The 17,262-nt window shown below is 34.3% G+C and carries 15 protein-coding genes and 1 pseudogene; 15 read left to right on the top strand and 1 reads right to left on the bottom strand.

Annotated features, from left to right (window positions below):
- Window positions 1-2 precede the first annotated feature (2 nt).
- The 4 genes from tagH (at window position 3) to V7083_RS01615 (ending at window position 5,392) form a co-directional block, all read left to right on the top strand.
- The gene (gene tagH, locus V7083_RS01630) at window positions 3-1,610 is read left to right on the top strand and encodes a teichoic acids export ABC transporter ATP-binding subunit TagH (RefSeq protein ID WP_335474670.1); all 1,608 of its coding nucleotides are present in this window, start codon (window positions 3-5) and stop codon (window positions 1,608-1,610) included.
- Window positions 1,611-1,690: 80 nt separating this feature from the next.
- Window positions 1,691-3,130 carry a right-handed parallel beta-helix repeat-containing protein gene (locus tag V7083_RS01625; protein WP_335474668.1) on the top strand — a complete coding sequence of 480 codons (1,440 nt, stop codon included), beginning with the start codon at window positions 1,691-1,693 and terminating at the stop codon, window positions 3,128-3,130.
- A gap of 127 nt (window positions 3,131-3,257) precedes the next feature.
- Window positions 3,258-3,413 carry a hypothetical protein gene (locus V7083_RS01620; protein WP_335474666.1) on the top strand — a complete coding sequence of 52 codons (156 nt, stop codon included), beginning with the start codon at window positions 3,258-3,260 and terminating at the stop codon, window positions 3,411-3,413.
- A gap of 125 nt (window positions 3,414-3,538) precedes the next feature.
- The gene (locus tag V7083_RS01615) at window positions 3,539-5,392 is read left to right on the top strand and encodes an alginate lyase family protein (protein WP_335474664.1); all 1,854 of its coding nucleotides are present in this window, start codon (window positions 3,539-3,541) and stop codon (window positions 5,390-5,392) included.
- Window positions 5,393-5,426: 34 nt separating this feature from the next.
- Here V7083_RS01615 and V7083_RS01610 read toward each other — a convergent pair whose 3' ends face one another.
- The gene (locus tag V7083_RS01610) at window positions 5,427-6,209 is read right to left on the bottom strand and encodes an SGNH/GDSL hydrolase family protein (RefSeq protein WP_335474661.1); all 783 of its coding nucleotides are present in this window, start codon (window positions 6,207-6,209) and stop codon (window positions 5,427-5,429) included.
- Window positions 6,210-6,418: 209 nt separating this feature from the next.
- Here V7083_RS01610 and V7083_RS01605 point away from each other — a divergent pair, with 209 nt between their 5' ends.
- The 11 genes and pseudogenes from V7083_RS01605 to V7083_RS01555 all read left to right on the top strand — a co-directional run.
- Window positions 6,419-7,174 carry a YveK family protein gene (locus tag V7083_RS01605; protein WP_335474659.1) on the top strand — a complete coding sequence of 252 codons (756 nt, stop codon included), beginning with the start codon at window positions 6,419-6,421 and terminating at the stop codon, window positions 7,172-7,174.
- Window positions 7,164-7,862, top strand: a complete 699-nt coding sequence (locus V7083_RS01600; RefSeq protein WP_335474701.1) for a CpsD/CapB family tyrosine-protein kinase — start codon at window positions 7,164-7,166, stop codon at window positions 7,860-7,862. The genes V7083_RS01605 and V7083_RS01600 overlap by 11 nt, the downstream gene beginning before the upstream one ends.
- A 39-nt stretch (window positions 7,863-7,901) precedes the next feature.
- Complete coding sequence (locus V7083_RS01595; protein ID WP_335474656.1) at window positions 7,902-8,663, top strand: tyrosine-protein phosphatase; 762 nt, start codon at window positions 7,902-7,904, stop codon at window positions 8,661-8,663.
- 254 nt (window positions 8,664-8,917) lie between these two features.
- Window positions 8,918-10,744 (top strand): polysaccharide biosynthesis protein, encoded by a 1,827-nt coding sequence (locus V7083_RS01590; RefSeq protein WP_335474652.1) that lies wholly within the window; start codon window positions 8,918-8,920, stop codon window positions 10,742-10,744.
- A 118-nt stretch (window positions 10,745-10,862) separates the two neighbouring features.
- A complete protein-coding gene (locus tag V7083_RS01585; protein ID WP_438823682.1) occupies window positions 10,863-11,435 on the top strand; it encodes a sugar transferase in 573 nt (190 codons plus the stop codon).
- A 35-nt stretch (window positions 11,436-11,470) separates the two neighbouring features.
- Window positions 11,471-12,364, top strand: a complete 894-nt coding sequence (locus V7083_RS01580; RefSeq protein WP_335474648.1) for an NAD-dependent epimerase/dehydratase family protein — start codon at window positions 11,471-11,473, stop codon at window positions 12,362-12,364.
- Window positions 12,361-13,569: a glycosyltransferase family 4 protein gene (locus tag V7083_RS01575; RefSeq protein ID WP_335474646.1), complete on the top strand. Its 1,209-nt coding sequence runs from the start codon at window positions 12,361-12,363 to the stop codon at window positions 13,567-13,569. Before V7083_RS01580 ends, V7083_RS01575 begins: the two co-directional genes overlap by 4 nt.
- Window positions 13,562-14,596, top strand: coding sequence for a polysaccharide biosynthesis protein (locus V7083_RS01570; RefSeq protein ID WP_335474643.1), 1,035 nt, complete (start codon window positions 13,562-13,564; stop codon window positions 14,594-14,596). The genes V7083_RS01575 and V7083_RS01570 overlap by 8 nt, the downstream gene beginning before the upstream one ends.
- Window positions 14,593-15,321, top strand: coding sequence for an SDR family oxidoreductase (locus V7083_RS01565; protein ID WP_335474640.1), 729 nt, complete (start codon window positions 14,593-14,595; stop codon window positions 15,319-15,321). The genes V7083_RS01570 and V7083_RS01565 overlap by 4 nt, the downstream gene beginning before the upstream one ends.
- 117 nt (window positions 15,322-15,438) lie before the next feature.
- Window positions 15,439-16,566, top strand: a complete 1,128-nt coding sequence (gene wecB, locus V7083_RS01560; protein WP_335474638.1) for a non-hydrolyzing UDP-N-acetylglucosamine 2-epimerase — start codon at window positions 15,439-15,441, stop codon at window positions 16,564-16,566.
- 7 nt (window positions 16,567-16,573) lie between these two features.
- Window positions 16,574-17,262: pseudogene (locus V7083_RS01555) on the top strand (glycosyltransferase); the annotation flags it as partial.

The raw sequence follows: 17,262 nt of genomic DNA, 5'->3' as shown, positions 1-17,262 counted from the left end.
ACATGTGTGCACGGCCAAAAGTGATATTTAAAAATGTATCAAAAAAATATACACTGCAACAGAAGAAACTTGATACTATATTCGAATTATTGGGTACGAAAAAGACCAATAGAGGCTTTTATGCCCTTAAAAATATATCGTTTACTGTAAATGAAGGAGAAACCATTGGTGTGATTGGAATAAATGGGTCGGGGAAATCAACCTTATCCAATGTTCTAGCACAGGTGATTCCTCCGACATCTGGTGAATTAGAGGTGAACGGAGAAACCTCTCTTATCGCCATTTCTGTGGGGTTGAATAATAATTTGACCGGAATGGAAAATATTGAATTAAAATGTCTCATGCACGGTATGAGAAAAGAGGAAATTAAACAGCTGACTCCTAAAATTATTGAATTTGCGGATATTGGCGATTTTATCAATCAACCTGTTAAATCATACTCAAGCGGGATGAAGTCGAGACTAGGCTTTGCCATCTCCGCCCATACCAATCCCGACATTATGGTGGTCGATGAAGCATTATCAGTTGGCGATCAAACCTTTTATGAAAAGTGTATAACGAAAATGAATGAATTTAAGGCTGAGGGCAAAACCATCTTCTTTATCAGTCATTCCATTTCGCAAATTCGTACCTTTTGTGATAAGACCATGTGGATTCATTACGGAGAAATGGTAGAATTCGGAGATACCAGTGAGGTCTTAGCCAAATACAATGAATTTATCAAGTATTTCAATGCCCTTAGTGAAGCAGAAAAAGCAGCTTACAAGAAAGAAAAGATGGCGGGGCGTCAGGCAGAAGGGGAGTCAACTTCTTCGAGAAGAAGAAGAAAAAGGAACGAAAGACAAAGTCAAAAATCGGTCTATTGGGAAATGGGAGTATTGCTGGTTCTATTCTTTTTCAGTGCTATGCTTGTGTTGTTTAACAACAACACGCCAGTAAAGGGAATAGACAAGTTAGATATCAATAAAGCAAACAGCAAAATGCTCAGTAAGAGTGAACTTAAATCCAGCTCAATAGGACAAGCCATCAATAAGACAGGTTATATAGTAGAAGATCACGCACCTGTTTTTAAAACAGCAAAACTAAACAGTAAGCTCTCCTCATTAAACTTTTTGAATAAGGTAATGATTAAAAGGAAAATAGGAAACGCCTATGAAATTACCAGTAGAGGTAAAAAGGGATTTATTCAGCAGGAAAGCGTGCATATTCAGACTCCCTCTTTAACGCAACAAGATTTTACTCTTGCTGGTTCATTAAATGCTTTACCTAATTCATTTAGGAACTCCTATCAATATTATCTGGCCTTTCTGGGAAGCGAAAAATCAAGAATTGAAGCCAAGATTAAATATAAAACAGGCGAAGAAGAGGATGGCCTAGGTAATACGTATATAATCTATGATAAGGTTAAATACAGAATCAATCATCAGCAATTATCGGACCGCATTGTGGTGAATGAGTTTATTCCTGAAGAAACCAACCTAGAGGAAATAACAAATAAAGCCACCTTAATCAGTAAAGATAAAAAGAAGATCTATATTCTAACAAAACAATATGAATATATCTTTGATTTAAATAGGAATACCTTAACAATTGCAGAATCAAAAAAATAATTATAAAATGACAAAGGCATGAGATATCACTCATGCCTTTATATTTCCCATCATAATAAATGGAAAAGGAGTGAGTGTTGATGTTAAGAGAAACCCGTCATAAACGTAAGAGAAAGAGGAGAAAGAGGATTCTTTTGATCAGTATGATTACATTCATTTCCCTCATCTCCTTAAAACTCCATTTTTTCAGCTCAGCTGATGATAAACCGATTGCCCAAAGAGCAGCAACATCCCAAAAGAATACACCTGCCCAAATGAAATCTCCCATCCAGACACCCGAGCAATATGGGGCAAATGGATTTGACCAGAAGCCTGATACCGAAGCCATGCAAAAAGCCTTAGATAGCGGAAAAGAACTTGTGCTTAAAAGCGGGGCGACCTACATAATTGATAAACCCCTACAAGCCAGTCATTCACTTAAAATTAGGACGGATCAGAGTGATCCGGCGAAAATAGTCCAAAAAGGAAAGGCTAGTGCGTTTATTTTTGATAACAAACCAATAGTGAGTACAAACGTGGTCCAAAACATCACCTCCCAGCAGCCTTTTGTCGTTTTGGCAGACACAAAAGGGATCAAGCCTGGCTCATTAATTCACTTAACCTCCAGCAAGTTATGGTACTGGGACGATAGGGGATATCTGAAGAAGGGTGAACTGCACCAAGTGACGAGAGTTTTTGGGAGAAGGGTTTATTTAGACTCCCCTATCGTAGAAAACTATAAGGTTGGGTATGGGGAAAATGTGTCAGCTACCATTTATCCCAATGTATCGCTGAAAATGGAGAATATAACATTTGCCCATCCCAAGCCGTACCAAACCATTATGATGAGGATCAACTATACGACTGATGCAACATTCACCAATGTCTCTGTAGAAAATTCAAAAGATATTGGAATTCTCTTAAATACCACTTTCAAAACAAAAGTTATCCATTCTCATGTAGAATTAGGTACCACGAAAGATATTAAAAAAGGGTACGGAATACAGGATTATGGAGGGACAGGCACTCTGATAGAAAACAGTACTTTTGAAAAAGTCAGACGGGGAGTCGACTTCTCCGGTAGTACTCCTTCTAGATTTGGAGTGGTGAGAAATTGCAGGTCGTATGGGTATAAAAAGGGAACACTAGCAAGCGGCAACAGCGGATTTGGGACCCATTCAACGGCAGAATATATCACTTTCGAAAACAATTACGTAGAAAACTTCAATTATGGATTTTTAATTCGGGGTAAAGATATTACGGTTACTCGAAATCTATTAAAAGGGGATAGCTACGGATTTATTGCCGTCTCCTATGGAAATCGAGCCAAGGTAATGGACAATACCTATCAAAGTTTAGGAGGCAGTGCTCTCGAAACCTTTATTATGGCTCCTGATACGTACAAAGGATCCATTAATGCACAAGGTAACGTTGCGGATATTATAAAAGGTCCATTTCTGACAGGAGATACCAGAAGGCTAAAATTGATTCTCAAGAACAATCACTACACTTCACCAAGCAGGGAACTGGGAGCCTACTAAACTCTGAATAAATAATGTCAACAACGTCCATAATCTACCAACATTGTTAACTGGTAATTCGTTTACAATTCGACAACTTTCTAGTAAAATAGATGAATATGAATAATTCAGAGGGAAGGGTGTCGAATTGAACGAGCAAGATACGAATATGCATGCTGATCAGGTAGAATTCTCTGAGATTGTAAGAAAGGCCTATCTAAAAGGTCAGAATGAATCAGAACTGACACTGGACGAATTAATAAAAGATTTAAAAGAAGAGTTAAAGCATTTACTTATTGGGTAAATATTATATAGTAATAGGGCTGCTGGAGAATCACCGGCAGCCCTTAGTTATTTCCGCTTTTTATTATATTAAAAAACAAATATGATAGAATGAAAAGGTTGAATACATAAAAAGGGGAGAGAGTAGTGGGGAGGATCAAGAAAGCCCGTTTTCTGAAAGGCGCATTAGGAGTTTGGATGATCGGTTCCATTCTTCTGTTTTGGCAACCAATACAGCCTGTGTTTGCTGCAACATCAACCATTAAGCAGGATGTGGCGGGCCAAGAACTAAAAATCTTTAAGCGGATAGAACCAAATAAAAATTCTATTAAAATAGCAGATCAAATAGTTAATAACCAGTATTATGTTAATAGCATCTTTCCAGTTTACCCAATTAGCGGGAAAATAACTTGGAAAGAGGATCCATTTAATAACGCAACCTGGTGTTTTTACTTTCATAGTTTAGATATGGTTGGTTATTTAATGAACGCTTACGAGTTGAATCCAAAACAGGAATACTTGGAAAAATCCAAGTGGTTAATCGACAGTTGGATGAAAGCCAATCCTTCTCCAGCCAACCAGGCAAGCCCATCTGCATGGGATGATCATAGTACTGCCAATCGGGTGACCAATATCGTTTATTTCTGGGAATACTATAAAAACTCTACGATATATGATCAGGCCTTCGCTGATCAATTAATGGATTTACTGGAAAAGCACGGCGAATTCCTAGCGGATGATCAATATTATTCAAAAGGAAATAATCATGGAATATTTCAAGATCGTTCCTTGATCGAGCTGGCATTACTTTTCCCGGACATGGAGAAAAGTCAGTTTTGGTACGATAAGGCCATGACACGTCTTTTGATTCATGTGGACAATGATGTTTCTGCCAGTGGCGTCCACAAAGAGCATAGCCCTAGTTACCATGTGATTATCTTAAATTTATTTAAAGGGATTACTGACTTTATTGGTCAATTTAGCCAGACGAATTCCGCGTTAAAAAATAAAGTAATCCTAATGGAGGATTACTTAGCCTATTTAATGAAACCGGATGGAACCTTACCAATCTTAGGTGATTCAGAACCGGGAGATCTCTATAGCCTTAATCCAAATGATTATACAAGTCCAAAACTCCAGTATGTGCTTTCGAAAGGAGCACAAGGAGTGAAGCCGGATGATGATGCTGTTTTTCCTGACGGAGGCGTGGGCATTTTGCGAAACGGGTGGAATAAATCTATTCCAGTGTATCTTTTATTTACAGCTGCCTACCATTCGAATGTTCATAAACATGCGGATGATTTATCTTTTGTACTAACATACGGAAAGACGGACTTTTTCGTCGATTCAGGAAAATATAACTATGTAGAAACGGATGCTTACCGCAAATATTTTAGAAGTGCTATGGCCCATAACGCCATCGTTGTCGACAATACAACATATGCACTTACTAAAACCCAAATCAATAAGTCGCGAATATTAAAGTCTAAATCAGCTGGATACTACAGCTACATTGTTGGCGGCCACGATTTATATCCAGGCGTAAAGGTTAAACGAACCATCATCTATTTGAAAAGTAAAAATAGCATCCTAATCCGTGATACAATGCAATCGGCTACGAAGCATACATACACAGAAATATTTAACATCGGTAAGGATGTCCAAATAGGAAATAGCAAGAACACCACCTTTAATTTGAAAAGCACAATAGAAAGCCGGCAGTTAGAATTCATCCAGCTAACACCTAAAGTAAGTTTTAAACAATACAAAGGCTCCACTAACCCAATTGCCGGCTGGGAATCCTTAAAATTTAATAATAAAGATCCCATTTCTCAACTGCGTTTCACCAACAGCGGAGCCAACACAGAATACAAATCTATAATGAATTTGAGTACGAAGGTAGGAGTTAAAACTTATTCTGTAAAGGAATATTCGACTTACACGCTTTATACGATTGTTTATAAAGATGGAACTAAGGGTAATATTAAGGTTGAGAATTAAAATAAGGCTGCCGGGCTAATTCCGGCAGCCATTTTTAATCATGACTAATGAAAAAGTTTATTAAATACTCACTCCATATGCGATTCCCTTTCTCACTTGGTGCACTATGATCTGGCAGTAAGTAATTTTTAAATTCGCTAGTATTAGAATTAGGCCATTCGGCCCAGTGATCTAAATAAGGAATCTGATTCGACTCGGCGAATTTCTTCAATTCGCCTACTTGAGTTGGATAATTTTTAGCCTTATAAAGCGGGAATGATGGCTGCAGAATAAAGGTCATCTTCGGATTACCAGCCTTAATGTCATTCATCATTTGGGTAACGTTCTTTAATGTATCCCCAATTAAAATTTTTCCATTATTCAACAAAATAAACGGCTCTAAGACTACTAAATCCGCTTTTTCTCTGATCACTTCCTCCATCCCCGGACTATGAAGTAATTGAGTGGAAGTGCTGTTAAAGGTTTTGATTCCAACCTGTATATTCTTCTCACCGTAAGTTTCCAGTAATTTATTCTTAATGATCGGATAGGCACCATCTGTTTCTGACCCAATCGCAGGAGAACCAACAAACAGTATTTTAAATGGACGTTTTTCTGCCATAGCCTGTTTAAACCCTTCAATGGAATCGGCCGGCCAATTCTTTGAAAAAGCGAGTAAATTACTGGAATTAGCCCCACTTTCCTGAATATCTTGTTTCGTAACAGCAGAAGAATCCCTCTTAGGCGCAGCTTCAATTTTTTGATTCCAATAGGAATGGCCGTAAATTAATACGCCTATTGTAATAAGTCCTAGAATATACGTAAAAAAAGTTTTCATGGAAGAACCTCCAAATAATATCGCACAACTATTATAGCAAAAATGGTGTATAAAATATTCCAATTTTGATGATTTCCCTCATAATTCATGGTAATAGGAAAAAGTTTGAATAAAAAAGGAAAATTTTACGAAAATGTGTCGGATTTACCACTAAATATGATATAATACCATAAGTTTCAATTTTACTGGATAAAAACTGGGAGGACATCATGGAAGAAACGATAAGTTTAGTAGAATTATTGCAAACCTTAAAGAAAAGATTACGATTAATCGTTAGCATAACTTTTATCGCTGTATTAATAAGTGGAATCATCAGTTACTTTTTTCTTACGCCAATTTATCAGGCATCCACTCAATTGCTGGTGAACCAATCTAAACAGGACGAGTCAGTTTATAACTACAACGAAGTTCAAACAAACCTTCAATTAATTAATACCTATAACGTCATCATTAAAAGTCCTGCCATACTAGAAACGGTTATTGATGAATTGAATTTGGATATGACTGTGAAAGAATTAACAGAGAAAATTACAGTTGCAAATGAAAAAGATTCGCAAGTGGTGAATGTATCTGTACAAGATCCTAATCCTGCAATGGCAGCGAAAATTGCTAATAAAACTGCTTCAGTATTCAAAACAGAAATCGTAAAAATTATGAGTGTCGATAACGTAAAAATTCTAACAAAAGCAGAAGTAGAGGACAGTGCCGCTCCAATCAAACCAAGACCATTGTTAAACATTGCCATTGCATTGGTAGTTGGCCTTATGGTCGGAGTCGGTTTGGCATTCTTATTAGAATATTTGGACAACACTATTAAAAGTGAGCAGGATATAGAAAAATTAATTGGTGTTCCTGTTCTAGGTGTTATTGCGACTATGGATGAGGCAACATTAAAGCGAAACAGCAAGAAACTTAGATCAGAAAGAAGTACTAAGGGAATGCGAGGTGAGACCATTGGCTCCTAAGAAAAATAATAAGAGAGTATCAAACAATCGAAGGACATTGATTGCCAGCCTTGATTCCAAATCTCCCATTTCGGAACAATACCGTACCATCAGAACAAACATTCAATTTTCATCCGTTGATAATGATATACAAACATTAATGGTCACTTCATCTGGTCCATCGGAGGGTAAATCTACTACCGTAGCAAACTTGGCTGTTGTGTTTGCACAACAGGGTAAGAAAGTTTTACTAGTTGATGCAGATATGCGTAAACCAACGGTTCACTACACATTTAATTTAACGAATGTTCATGGTTTAACCAGTGTGTTAACAAGACAAATGACTTTAATAGATGCAATGACAGGAATAACAGAAAATAATCTCTTTGTGTTACCGAGTGGACCTATTCCTCCGAATCCGTCCGAGCTGATTAGCTCAAGAGCAATGGATGCCTTCTTTAGGGAAGCGCGTGACTTATTTGATGTCATACTATTTGACACCCCTCCAGTATTAGCAGTGACAGATGCACAGCTTCTTGCTAATAAATGTGATGGTACCGTGTTAGTGGTATCAAGTGGAAAAACAGAAAAAGAGCAATTACTAAAAGCTAAAGATTTGTTAGATTCAGCACAAAGCAAACTACTTGGCGTGGTTTTAAATAATAAGAAACTCGAAAACACAAATTACTACTATTATTATGGAAATTAATTGATTGTATACAAATCTTTGTGAAAGGAGTGGCAAACTTTGATAGATATTCATTGTCATATATTACCTGGTATAGATGATGGAGCACAATTCTTGGAAGATAGTATAACAATGGCTATGGAAGCAGCAAAGGAAGGTATACATACCATAATTGCCACTCCCCATTTAAATAGTCAGTATGATAATCGAAAACAAAGTATCTTGGAAAGTGTAAATCAGCTGAATCGGGCTTTAACTGAAGCTAAAATTGGTGTAACCATCCTGCCAGGCCAGGAGCCACGGATTTATGGAGAAATCATCGCAGATTATGATCACGAGGAAATCCAAACATTAAATGGTACTCAGTATCTATTTATTGAATTCCCATCGAATCATGTTCCAAGATACGCAGAACAACTTCTATTTGATGTTCAGTTAAAAGGATTAGTACCTATCATTGTTCATCCAGAACGAAACTCAGAACTAATTGAACGCCCAGAATTGTTATACCGCTTTGTAGAAAAAGGAGCACTAACGCAAGTAACAGCATCCAGTCTCTGTGGATATTTCGGTAAAAAAATTAAGGCATTTTCAGAGCAATTAATCGAATCAAATTTAACTCATTTTATTGCTTCAGATGCACACAATGTGAATAATCGAACATTCAAGATGTCGGAAGCATTTGACTTAATTGATTCAAATTTTGGTTTAGACTATGTCTACTTATTTGAGGAAAACGCAGAATTATTAATTGCTGGAAGTAACATCATGAAAGAAATACCAGCTCCAATTGCTAAAAAGAAAAAGTTTCTCTTTTTTTAACCATACGAAATTGAAAATCCCCCTCTGTCTACAATAGTAGGGTTTTTCAACCTGAAAAATAGGTCTTTTTGTCTATGACATTAGAATCAAAAAAGGGTATAGTGCAAGAGTTAATTTAAAACCAAACATCTATAAATATCTAATAGAGGATAGGTTTAAAGACTAAACCTATATTTCCATTAGGTATTTATTTTTTAAAAAAGTATTTAGTTTTACGAAAAATGTTTATAGAAAATATGAGGGGGAAGGAAGCTGTGACTTATAGAAACAGGGTAACAACGCTGGCAGGTTTGGATTCTATTATTGTGTTTACGGCGTTTTATGTGAGTTATTGGACGTTAAGTCCGGAACTTGTTATTTTTAAGAATCCAATGTTACTGGCAACAGTTATTACCTTACTAATTGGGCACCATATTTTTTCCTTTATTTATAAGCTTTATAGTAAGGCATGGGAATATGCGAGTGTGGGGGAGTTAACTACTATTGTTAAGGCAGTATCTCTTACCATTGCTGTAGCTGCGATTATGCAAGAGCTGTTTTTTCATAATATATATGTAAGAGCATTAATGATTACTTGGATGCTTCACGTTTTATTAATAGGAGGATCCAGATTTACATGGAGAGTATTCCGTGATCATTTCGTATATAACAAAAAAGATATTAAGAAGACTTTAATTGTTGGAGCCGGAGCAGGTGGAACGATGGTGGCGCGTCAGTTATTACATAATCACGACATTGAGCTAAAACCAGTTGCCTTTATCGATGATGATCCGAAGAAATTCAAATTGGATGTTTTGGGGATTCCAGTTGTCGGTGACTCCAGACAAATCCCAGATATCGTAGAGAAATACAAAATAGAAAATATTATTATTGCGATTCCCTCTCTAGGAAAAAAAGAATTAAATAAGATATTTGCAGAATGTACCAAAACGAAAGCAAAAACTCAAACGATTCCGATGTTGGAAGATTTAATGACTGGGAAGATTTCAGTTAATGAATTTCGGGATGTTCAGGTTGAAGATTTATTGGGCAGGGAACTCGTGGAGCTTGATATGGAACGTATCTCCGAGTATGTTGCTGGTAAAACCATCCTGGTCACAGGTGCTGGTGGATCAATTGGTTCGGAAATATGCCGGCAAATTTGTAAATTCAATCCTCAAAAACTAATACTCGTAGGACATGGTGAAAACAGCATTTACCTAATTGAAATGGAACTACGTAAGAAATACATAGGGAAAATTGAAATTTTCGCGGTCATTGGCGACATTCAGGATCGGGCCAGAATGTTTGAAATCATGGAACAGCATCGCCCAGCTGTTGTGTACCATGCGGCTGCGCATAAACATGTACCATTAATGGAATTCAACCCAAGAGAGGCTGTAAAGAACAATATCTTCGGAACTAGAAATGTTGCCGAAGCAGCCGACACATTTGGAGTGAACACGTTTGTGTTAATCTCTTCCGATAAAGCAGTAAATCCTACGAATGTCATGGGATCTACTAAACGTTTTGCTGAACTTGTCATTCAGAGCTTAGCCCAAAATAGCCATACAAAATTTGTCGCTGTACGATTCGGAAACGTCTTGGGAAGCCGAGGAAGTGTCATTCCGTTATTTAAAAAGCAAATCCAGGCCGGCGGACCGGTGACGGTTACCGATCCGGAAATGACTCGATATTTTATGACCATCCCTGAAGCATCCAGGTTAGTGATTCAATCAGGTGCCCTTGCCAGGGGTGGAGAGATCTTTGTTCTCGATATGGGAGAACCGGTAAAAATTGTTGACTTAGCAAAGAACCTAATCAAACTATCTGGTTTTACAGAAGAAGAGATTGGAATTCATTTCACTGGTCTACGCCCTGGGGAGAAGATGTACGAAGAGTTGCTAAATGAAAATGAAGTTCACCCAGAGCAAATTTTTCCGAAAATTCATGTAGGTAAAGTAAAGCTTATTGACAGTTCTATTTTAAATCTTTTAATCGAAGAACTATTGGAAATGTCTCAAACAGAAATGCATGACACGTTACTAGCAGTGGCGAATAACAAATATGATTTCTCAACAATGGTAAGCGTAGTAAATTGATCATGTATCTTTAAGCGATATGACAAGTTTCTACTAATATATATGTATTTAAAGAAGAAAAAGTTAAATGGAATTTATCTTCTGATTGAGGGGAATAGTAGTGATTTACAGAAGTTGTATAAAAAAAATATTAGATAAAGTTATTGCATTTATTAGTATGATAATACTTTCACCTATTTTTCTGGTACTAATTTTATGTATCAAGCTAGATTCAAAGGGACCTATTTTTTTCAAGCAACGTAGAATTACTAAAGATAAAACGGAGTTTTTAATTTTAAAATTTAGAACAATGAAAATTGATACACCTAGTGATATGCCTACTCATCTATTAAAAAACCCTGAACAGTATATTACAAGAGTAGGGAAATTCTTGAGAAAATCAAGTTTAGATGAATTACCGCAAATTATTAATATTTTGAAGGGTGAAATGAGTATTATTGGACCAAGACCAGCACTCTGGAATCAGTTTGATTTAATTGCAGAAAGAGATAAATATGGAGCAAATGAAATCCTTCCAGGATTAACAGGATGGGCGCAAATAAATGGAAGAGATGAAATTCCAATTGAATTAAAGTCAAAATTAGATGGGGAATATGCAAAAAAAATTAGCTTTATTTTTGATTTGAAAGTTTTTTTTAAGACGATATTTAATGTAATAACCAGTGATGGTGTTAAAGAGGGAAATACCTAAAAGTATTTTTGAAATAAAGTTTTGGGGGGAAAAGCATGCTTTATGTTACTGGAATAACAGGTCATACTGGAAAATGGTTTTTAGAGAGATTAATTAAAGAGAAGTATGATGGGAAAATTAGATGTTTAGTGAGGCATAATAGTGATACCTCTTTTTTAGATAAATCAGGTCTTAACATAGAAAAGGTCTATGGTGAATTAGAGGACAAGGATCTATTAAATAGAACAATGGTAGGGGTTGAAACTGTCCTACATATTTCTACCATTCATTTCTCAAATAATATTATAGATGCTGCCATTCATAATAATGTAAAATGGGCAATTCTTGTCCATACAACTGGTAGATATTCTAAATATAAGAGTGCTTCAGAAGAATATATAAAAATAGAAGAAGGAATACTTAAAAAACGTAATCAAATAGGTATTACAATTTTAAGACCTACTATGATTTACGGTTCTTCAAGAGATAGAAATATGTATAAATTAGTAGATTACCTATATAGGCGCAAGTTTTTCCCTATGTTTGGCAAAGGAGAAAACCTTATGCAGCCTGTCCATGCTAAAGATTTAGGGAATGCTTATTATGATACCCTAGTTAATAAACAAAAAACATTAAATAAAGAATATAACTTATCAGGAAAAGATCCAATTAAATATTTTGATTTAGTTAAATGTGTTTCTGAAACACTTAATAGGAAGACTATTATAATTAAAATACCTTTATGGTTTTCGGTTTTTTCTGCTAAAGTATATAACTCATTGACAAAAAATGCAATTATTTCTGTTGAGCAGGTTCTAAGAATGCAAGAAGATAAGGTATTTAGTTATGAAGATGCCTCAAGGGATATAGGATACTTTCCAGTAGGGTTTAATGAAGGGGTTAAACAAGAAGTTAAAGAATACCTTGATAAAAAAGGAATAAACCGATGAAAATCCTTGTAATTTGCCAATATTTTTACCCTGAGCAGTTCAGGGTAAACGATATTTGCTTTGAATTAGCAAAAGAAGGGAATCAAGTAACAGTTCTTACCGGTTTGCCAAATTACCCAAGTGGCTTAATAGATAAAAAGTATAAATACTTTAAAAATAGAAATGAAAAAATAAATGGGGTTAATGTATATCGTTCTTGGCTACTCGGAAGGGGAAAAGGAATAAAGAAATTAGCAGTAAATTATTTGAGTTTTGCTATTAGTTCAACGGTAAAAGCATTTTTTCTTAAAAAGGATTTTGACATAATTTTAGTTTATCAACTTTCCCCTGTTACGATGGCAATACCCGGTATCCTCTTAAAAAGAATTACAAAAAAACCATTAATTATTTATTGTCATGATTTATGGCCTGAGAGTATGGTATCAGGTGGTATCTCGACAGAAAGCAAAGTATATAACTTATTGTTGAAGTTTTGTAAATGGATTTATAAAAGTGCTGATTATATATTTACTAGTTCCAAGCTTTTTAAAGAATATTTTGTTAATACTTTAGAAATTAAAGAACGTATTATCCATCTACCTGTTTATGCAGAATCCTTATTTGAAAATATCCCAATAAAAGAAAACAATGAGTTTACTAATTTGGTATTTGCAGGGAATATTGGTGAAATGCAGAGTGTAGAGACTATTATATTTGCTGCTAATGAACTAAGAAATGAGGAAAAAATAAAATTTCATATAGTAGGGGATGGTTCTTTAAGAGAAAAATGCGAAGAATTAGCATTTCATTTAAAACTTAAAAATATTACTTTTCATGGTCAACATCCAATATCTAGTATGCCAAGGTTTTATGAAATGGCGGATGCGTTCTTAGTCACTTTGAAGAAAAATAAAATTATATCATATACTTTACCAAATAAAGTTCAATCCTATATGGCTGCTGGGAAACCAATTTTAGGAGCAATTGATGGTGAAACTCAAATTGTTATTAATGAGGCTAATTGTGGTATCTGCTGTTCTGCTGAAGACCATAAACAATTAGCACGAAACATTTTGAAGTTTGTTGCTACAAAGGATAAACATTATTTATACGGGCAAAATGCTAGAAAATATTATGACCTTAAATTTTCAAAAAGTGTTTATAATGATAGATTGAATACGCTACTTACAAATATTCATTTACATGGAGATGTTAAAAATGTTTAAGGATAAAACTTTGTTAATAACTGGTGGTACTGGTTCTTTTGGTAATGCTGTTTTAGATAGATTCTTAAATACCGATATTGGAGAAATTCGTATTTTTTCCCGTGATGAAAAAAAGCAAGATGATATGAGGAAAAAATATAAGAATGATAAAATTAAATTTTATATTGGTGACGTTAGAGATATTTCAAGTGTAAGAAATGCTATGTATGATGTTGATTATGTATTTCATGCTGCTGCATTAAAACAAGTTCCATCATGTGAATTTTTTCCATTAGAGGCTGTAAAAACAAATGTAATTGGAACTGAAAATGTTCTAAATGCGGCCATTGAAAAAGGCGTAAAAAAAGTTATTTGTCTTTCAACTGATAAGGCGGCTTACCCTATTAATGCAATGGGGATTTCAAAAGCTATGATGGAAAAGGTTTTTGTTGCAAAATCAAGAACAGTTTCAAAAGATAGAACAATGATCTGTGGGACGAGATATGGTAATGTAATGGCATCACGCGGTTCCGTAATCCCATTATTTGTAGAACAGATTAAAAGTGGACAACCACTAACTGTTACTGATCCTAATATGACTCGTTTTTTAATGAGCCTAGAAGAAGCGGTAGAACTTGTTATCTTTGCATTCCAGAATGCAGATTCTGGAGATATTATGGTTCAAAAATCGCCATCCTCAACAATTGGCGACTTAGCAAAGGCAATAAAGGAATTATTCAATGCAAATAATGAGATTAAAATTATAGGGACAAGGCACGGAGAAAAGCTATATGAAACTCTACTAACTAAAGAAGAAAATATAAATGCAGAAGATATGGGCGGGTTTTTTAGGGTTCCAGTGGATAAGAGAGAATTAAATTATGACAAATATTTTGTTGAAGGGAACGAATTACTTTCATATTCAGACGAGTACAATTCTCATAATACTGAGATATTAAATATTGAGCAGATTAAGGAAAAACTTCTTAGCCTTGATTATATTCAGAAAGAATTAATAGAGTATGAAGGGAAGTTAATGAAAATATGAAATATCTCATTTTAGGTGCAACAGGGATGGCAGGACATACCATTTGCATCTATTTAAAAGAACAAGGGCACCAAGTGTTTGGATTTTCTCGTACACCGTTTAATTATTGCGAAAATATTATTGGTGACGTACATGATATAAAATTAATTGAAGATACAATTAATAATGGGAAGTTCGATGCAGTAATTAATTGTATCGGAATATTAAATAATGACGCAGAGGAAAATAAACATAAGGCTGTGTTTATAAATAGCTACCTTCCACATTTTTTAAGTTTTATAACAAGAAATATGAATACAAAAGTTATTCAAATGAGTACTGATTGTGTCTTTTCAGGGAAAACAGGTGGATATAGTGAAAATTCTTTTAAAGATGGGGAATCATTCTATGATCGGTCAAAAGCTTTAGGGGAAATTGAAAATAATAAAAACCTTACTTTTAGAAATTCAATAATTGGTCCCGATATGAAAAAGGATGGTATCGGTCTATTTAACTGGTTTATGAAGCAAGAAAGAGAGATTAATGGTTATACCAAGGCTATTTGGACTGGAGTGACCACCCTTACATTAGCAAAGGCAATGGAACAAGCAGTGAAAGAGAACTTAACTGGTGTATGCAATTTAGTAAATAATTCAACTATTACTAAATACGAATTACTAAAGTTATTTAATAAATATTTTAAAAATGATTCACTAATAATAACNNAAGTCATTAGTAAATACTAGAAATGATTTTAATTTTATAATCCCATCATATGAAGAAATGATAATCGAAATGAAAGAATGGATAGAAAGTCATAAAGAACTATATCCACAATATGAATTATTAAGAGGAGTAATAAAATGAGCAAACTTAAAGTTATGACATTAGTAGGTACTAGGCCAGAAATAATTAGGCTTAGTGAAACTATTAAGAAAATGGATAAATATTTTAATCACATTTTGGTTCATACTGGTCAAAACTGGGATTATACTTTAAATCAGGTATTTTTTGAGGATTTAGGTATCCGAGAACCTGATTATTATCTTAATAGTGTAGGAAATTCCTTGGGTGAAACAATGGGTAATATTATTTCTAAATCCTATACACTATTAGAAAAAGAAAAACCTGATGCACTTCTAATTCTGGGCGACACAAACTCCGCTCTATCTGCAATATCCGCTAAAAGACTTAAAGTGCCAATTTTCCATATGGAGGCAGGAAATAGGTGCTTCGACCAAAACCTCCCTGAAGAGATTAATAGAAAAATTGTAGACCATATTTCGGATGTTAACCTTCCATACACAGAGCATGCTAGAAGATATTTAATATCAGAAGGTTATCGTAAAGAACATATTTATGTTACTGGATCACCGATGACAGAAGTATTAAAAAAATATAAAGAAAAAATTGAAACTAGTGATGTCTTAGAAAGGTTAGGATTAGAAAAAGGGAAATATATAATAGTGTCAGCACATAGAGAAGAAAATATAGATAATGAGAAAAATTTCTTCTCGCTTATGAATGCAATTAATGCGATAGCTGAAAAATATAAAATACCAGTAATTTATTCTACCCATCCAAGAAGTAAAAAAATAATTGAAAAAAGAAATTTTAAATTCCATTCACTTGTAAGCAATTTAGAACCTTTTGGTTTTTTTGACTATAATAAGTTGCAAATAAATGCCTTTTGTGTACTATCTGATAGTGGTACAGTTCCTGAAGAGGCTTCCATTTTAGGTTTTCCTGCAGTCTCAATTAGAACATCAACCGAAAGACCGGAGGCTTTAGATAAGGGCGGAATAGTCCTTGGTGGAATTAAAACAGAAGATGTTCTGCAATCAGTAGAATTATGCAGAAGTATGTGGGAAAATAACGAATTAGTGACTCCGGTTACAGATTATATTGAAACTAATGTGTCTGTTAAAGTAATAAAAATAATACAAAGCTATACCAAAATAGTAAATAAGGTTGTCTGGGGGAAGGAATAAGTATTTGATGGAGATAATGATTTTTAATGTTCCAGCTGAAACAGTGGGTGCCTTGTCTATTTTAGATGAATTTTATTATGAGGTTAAAAATCATCCTGATAAGAATATTAATTGGACATTTGTCCTTAGCAAACCTTATCTAAAGGGAGAAAAAAATATAAAAGTATTAAGGTTTCCTTGGATAAAAAAAAGCTGGTTCCATAGGTTGTTTTTTGATCATATTGTAGCACCTAGACTAATAAAAAAATATTCGATTGATAAAATTATATCTTTTCAAAATGTGATAATCCCACATACTAATATTAATCAAATAGTTTATGTTCATAATTGCTTACCTTTTATAGATTATAAATTTAAATTTAAAGAAAATAGACTTTTATGGGTTTACCAAAATATAGTTGCAATAAATATTTTAAAATCAGTAAAAAAGGCAAATAAAGTAATTGTTCAAACAAATTGGATGAAAAGTTCCTGCATTAAAAAGACTGGTGTTAATAATAATAAAATGGAAGTTGTACCTCCAAACTTAAATATACAAGTTACAAAATTTTTTAAACCTAGTAAAGAATCTTTTTCTACTTTTTTTTATCCTGCAAGTGAATTCATATATAAAAACCATAGTGTTATAGTCGAAGCTTGCAAAAAATTAAAAGATAATAATATAAATAATTATAAAGTAATATTTACTCTTAAAGG

Source organism: Bacillus sp. JJ1764 (assembly GCF_036962145.1).
In the GTDB taxonomy this organism is placed as follows: domain Bacteria; phylum Bacillota; class Bacilli; order Bacillales; family Cytobacillaceae; genus Neobacillus.
This window is presented reverse-complemented; position numbering and strand designations above follow the sequence as displayed.

Bases quoted from the DNA above. Each gene is read 5' to 3' on its own strand.
- tagH (WP_335474670.1), top strand. From the start codon at position 3: ATGTGTGCACGGCCAAAAGTGATATTTAAAAATGTATCAAAAAAATAT.
- V7083_RS01625 (WP_335474668.1), top strand. From the start codon at position 1,691: ATGTTAAGAGAAACCCGTCATAAACGTAAGAGAAAGAGGAGAAAGAGG.
- V7083_RS01610 (WP_335474661.1), bottom strand. From the start codon at position 6,209: ATGAAAACTTTTTTTACGTATATTCTAGGACTTATTACAATAGGCGTA.
- V7083_RS01605 (WP_335474659.1), top strand. From the start codon at position 6,419: ATGGAAGAAACGATAAGTTTAGTAGAATTATTGCAAACCTTAAAGAAA.
- V7083_RS01580 (WP_335474648.1), top strand. From the start codon at position 11,471: ATGCTTTATGTTACTGGAATAACAGGTCATACTGGAAAATGGTTTTTA.
- V7083_RS01575 (WP_335474646.1), top strand. From the start codon at position 12,361: ATGAAAATCCTTGTAATTTGCCAATATTTTTACCCTGAGCAGTTCAGG.
- V7083_RS01570 (WP_335474643.1), top strand. From the start codon at position 13,562: ATGTTTAAGGATAAAACTTTGTTAATAACTGGTGGTACTGGTTCTTTT.
- wecB (WP_335474638.1), top strand. From the start codon at position 15,439: ATGAGCAAACTTAAAGTTATGACATTAGTAGGTACTAGGCCAGAAATA.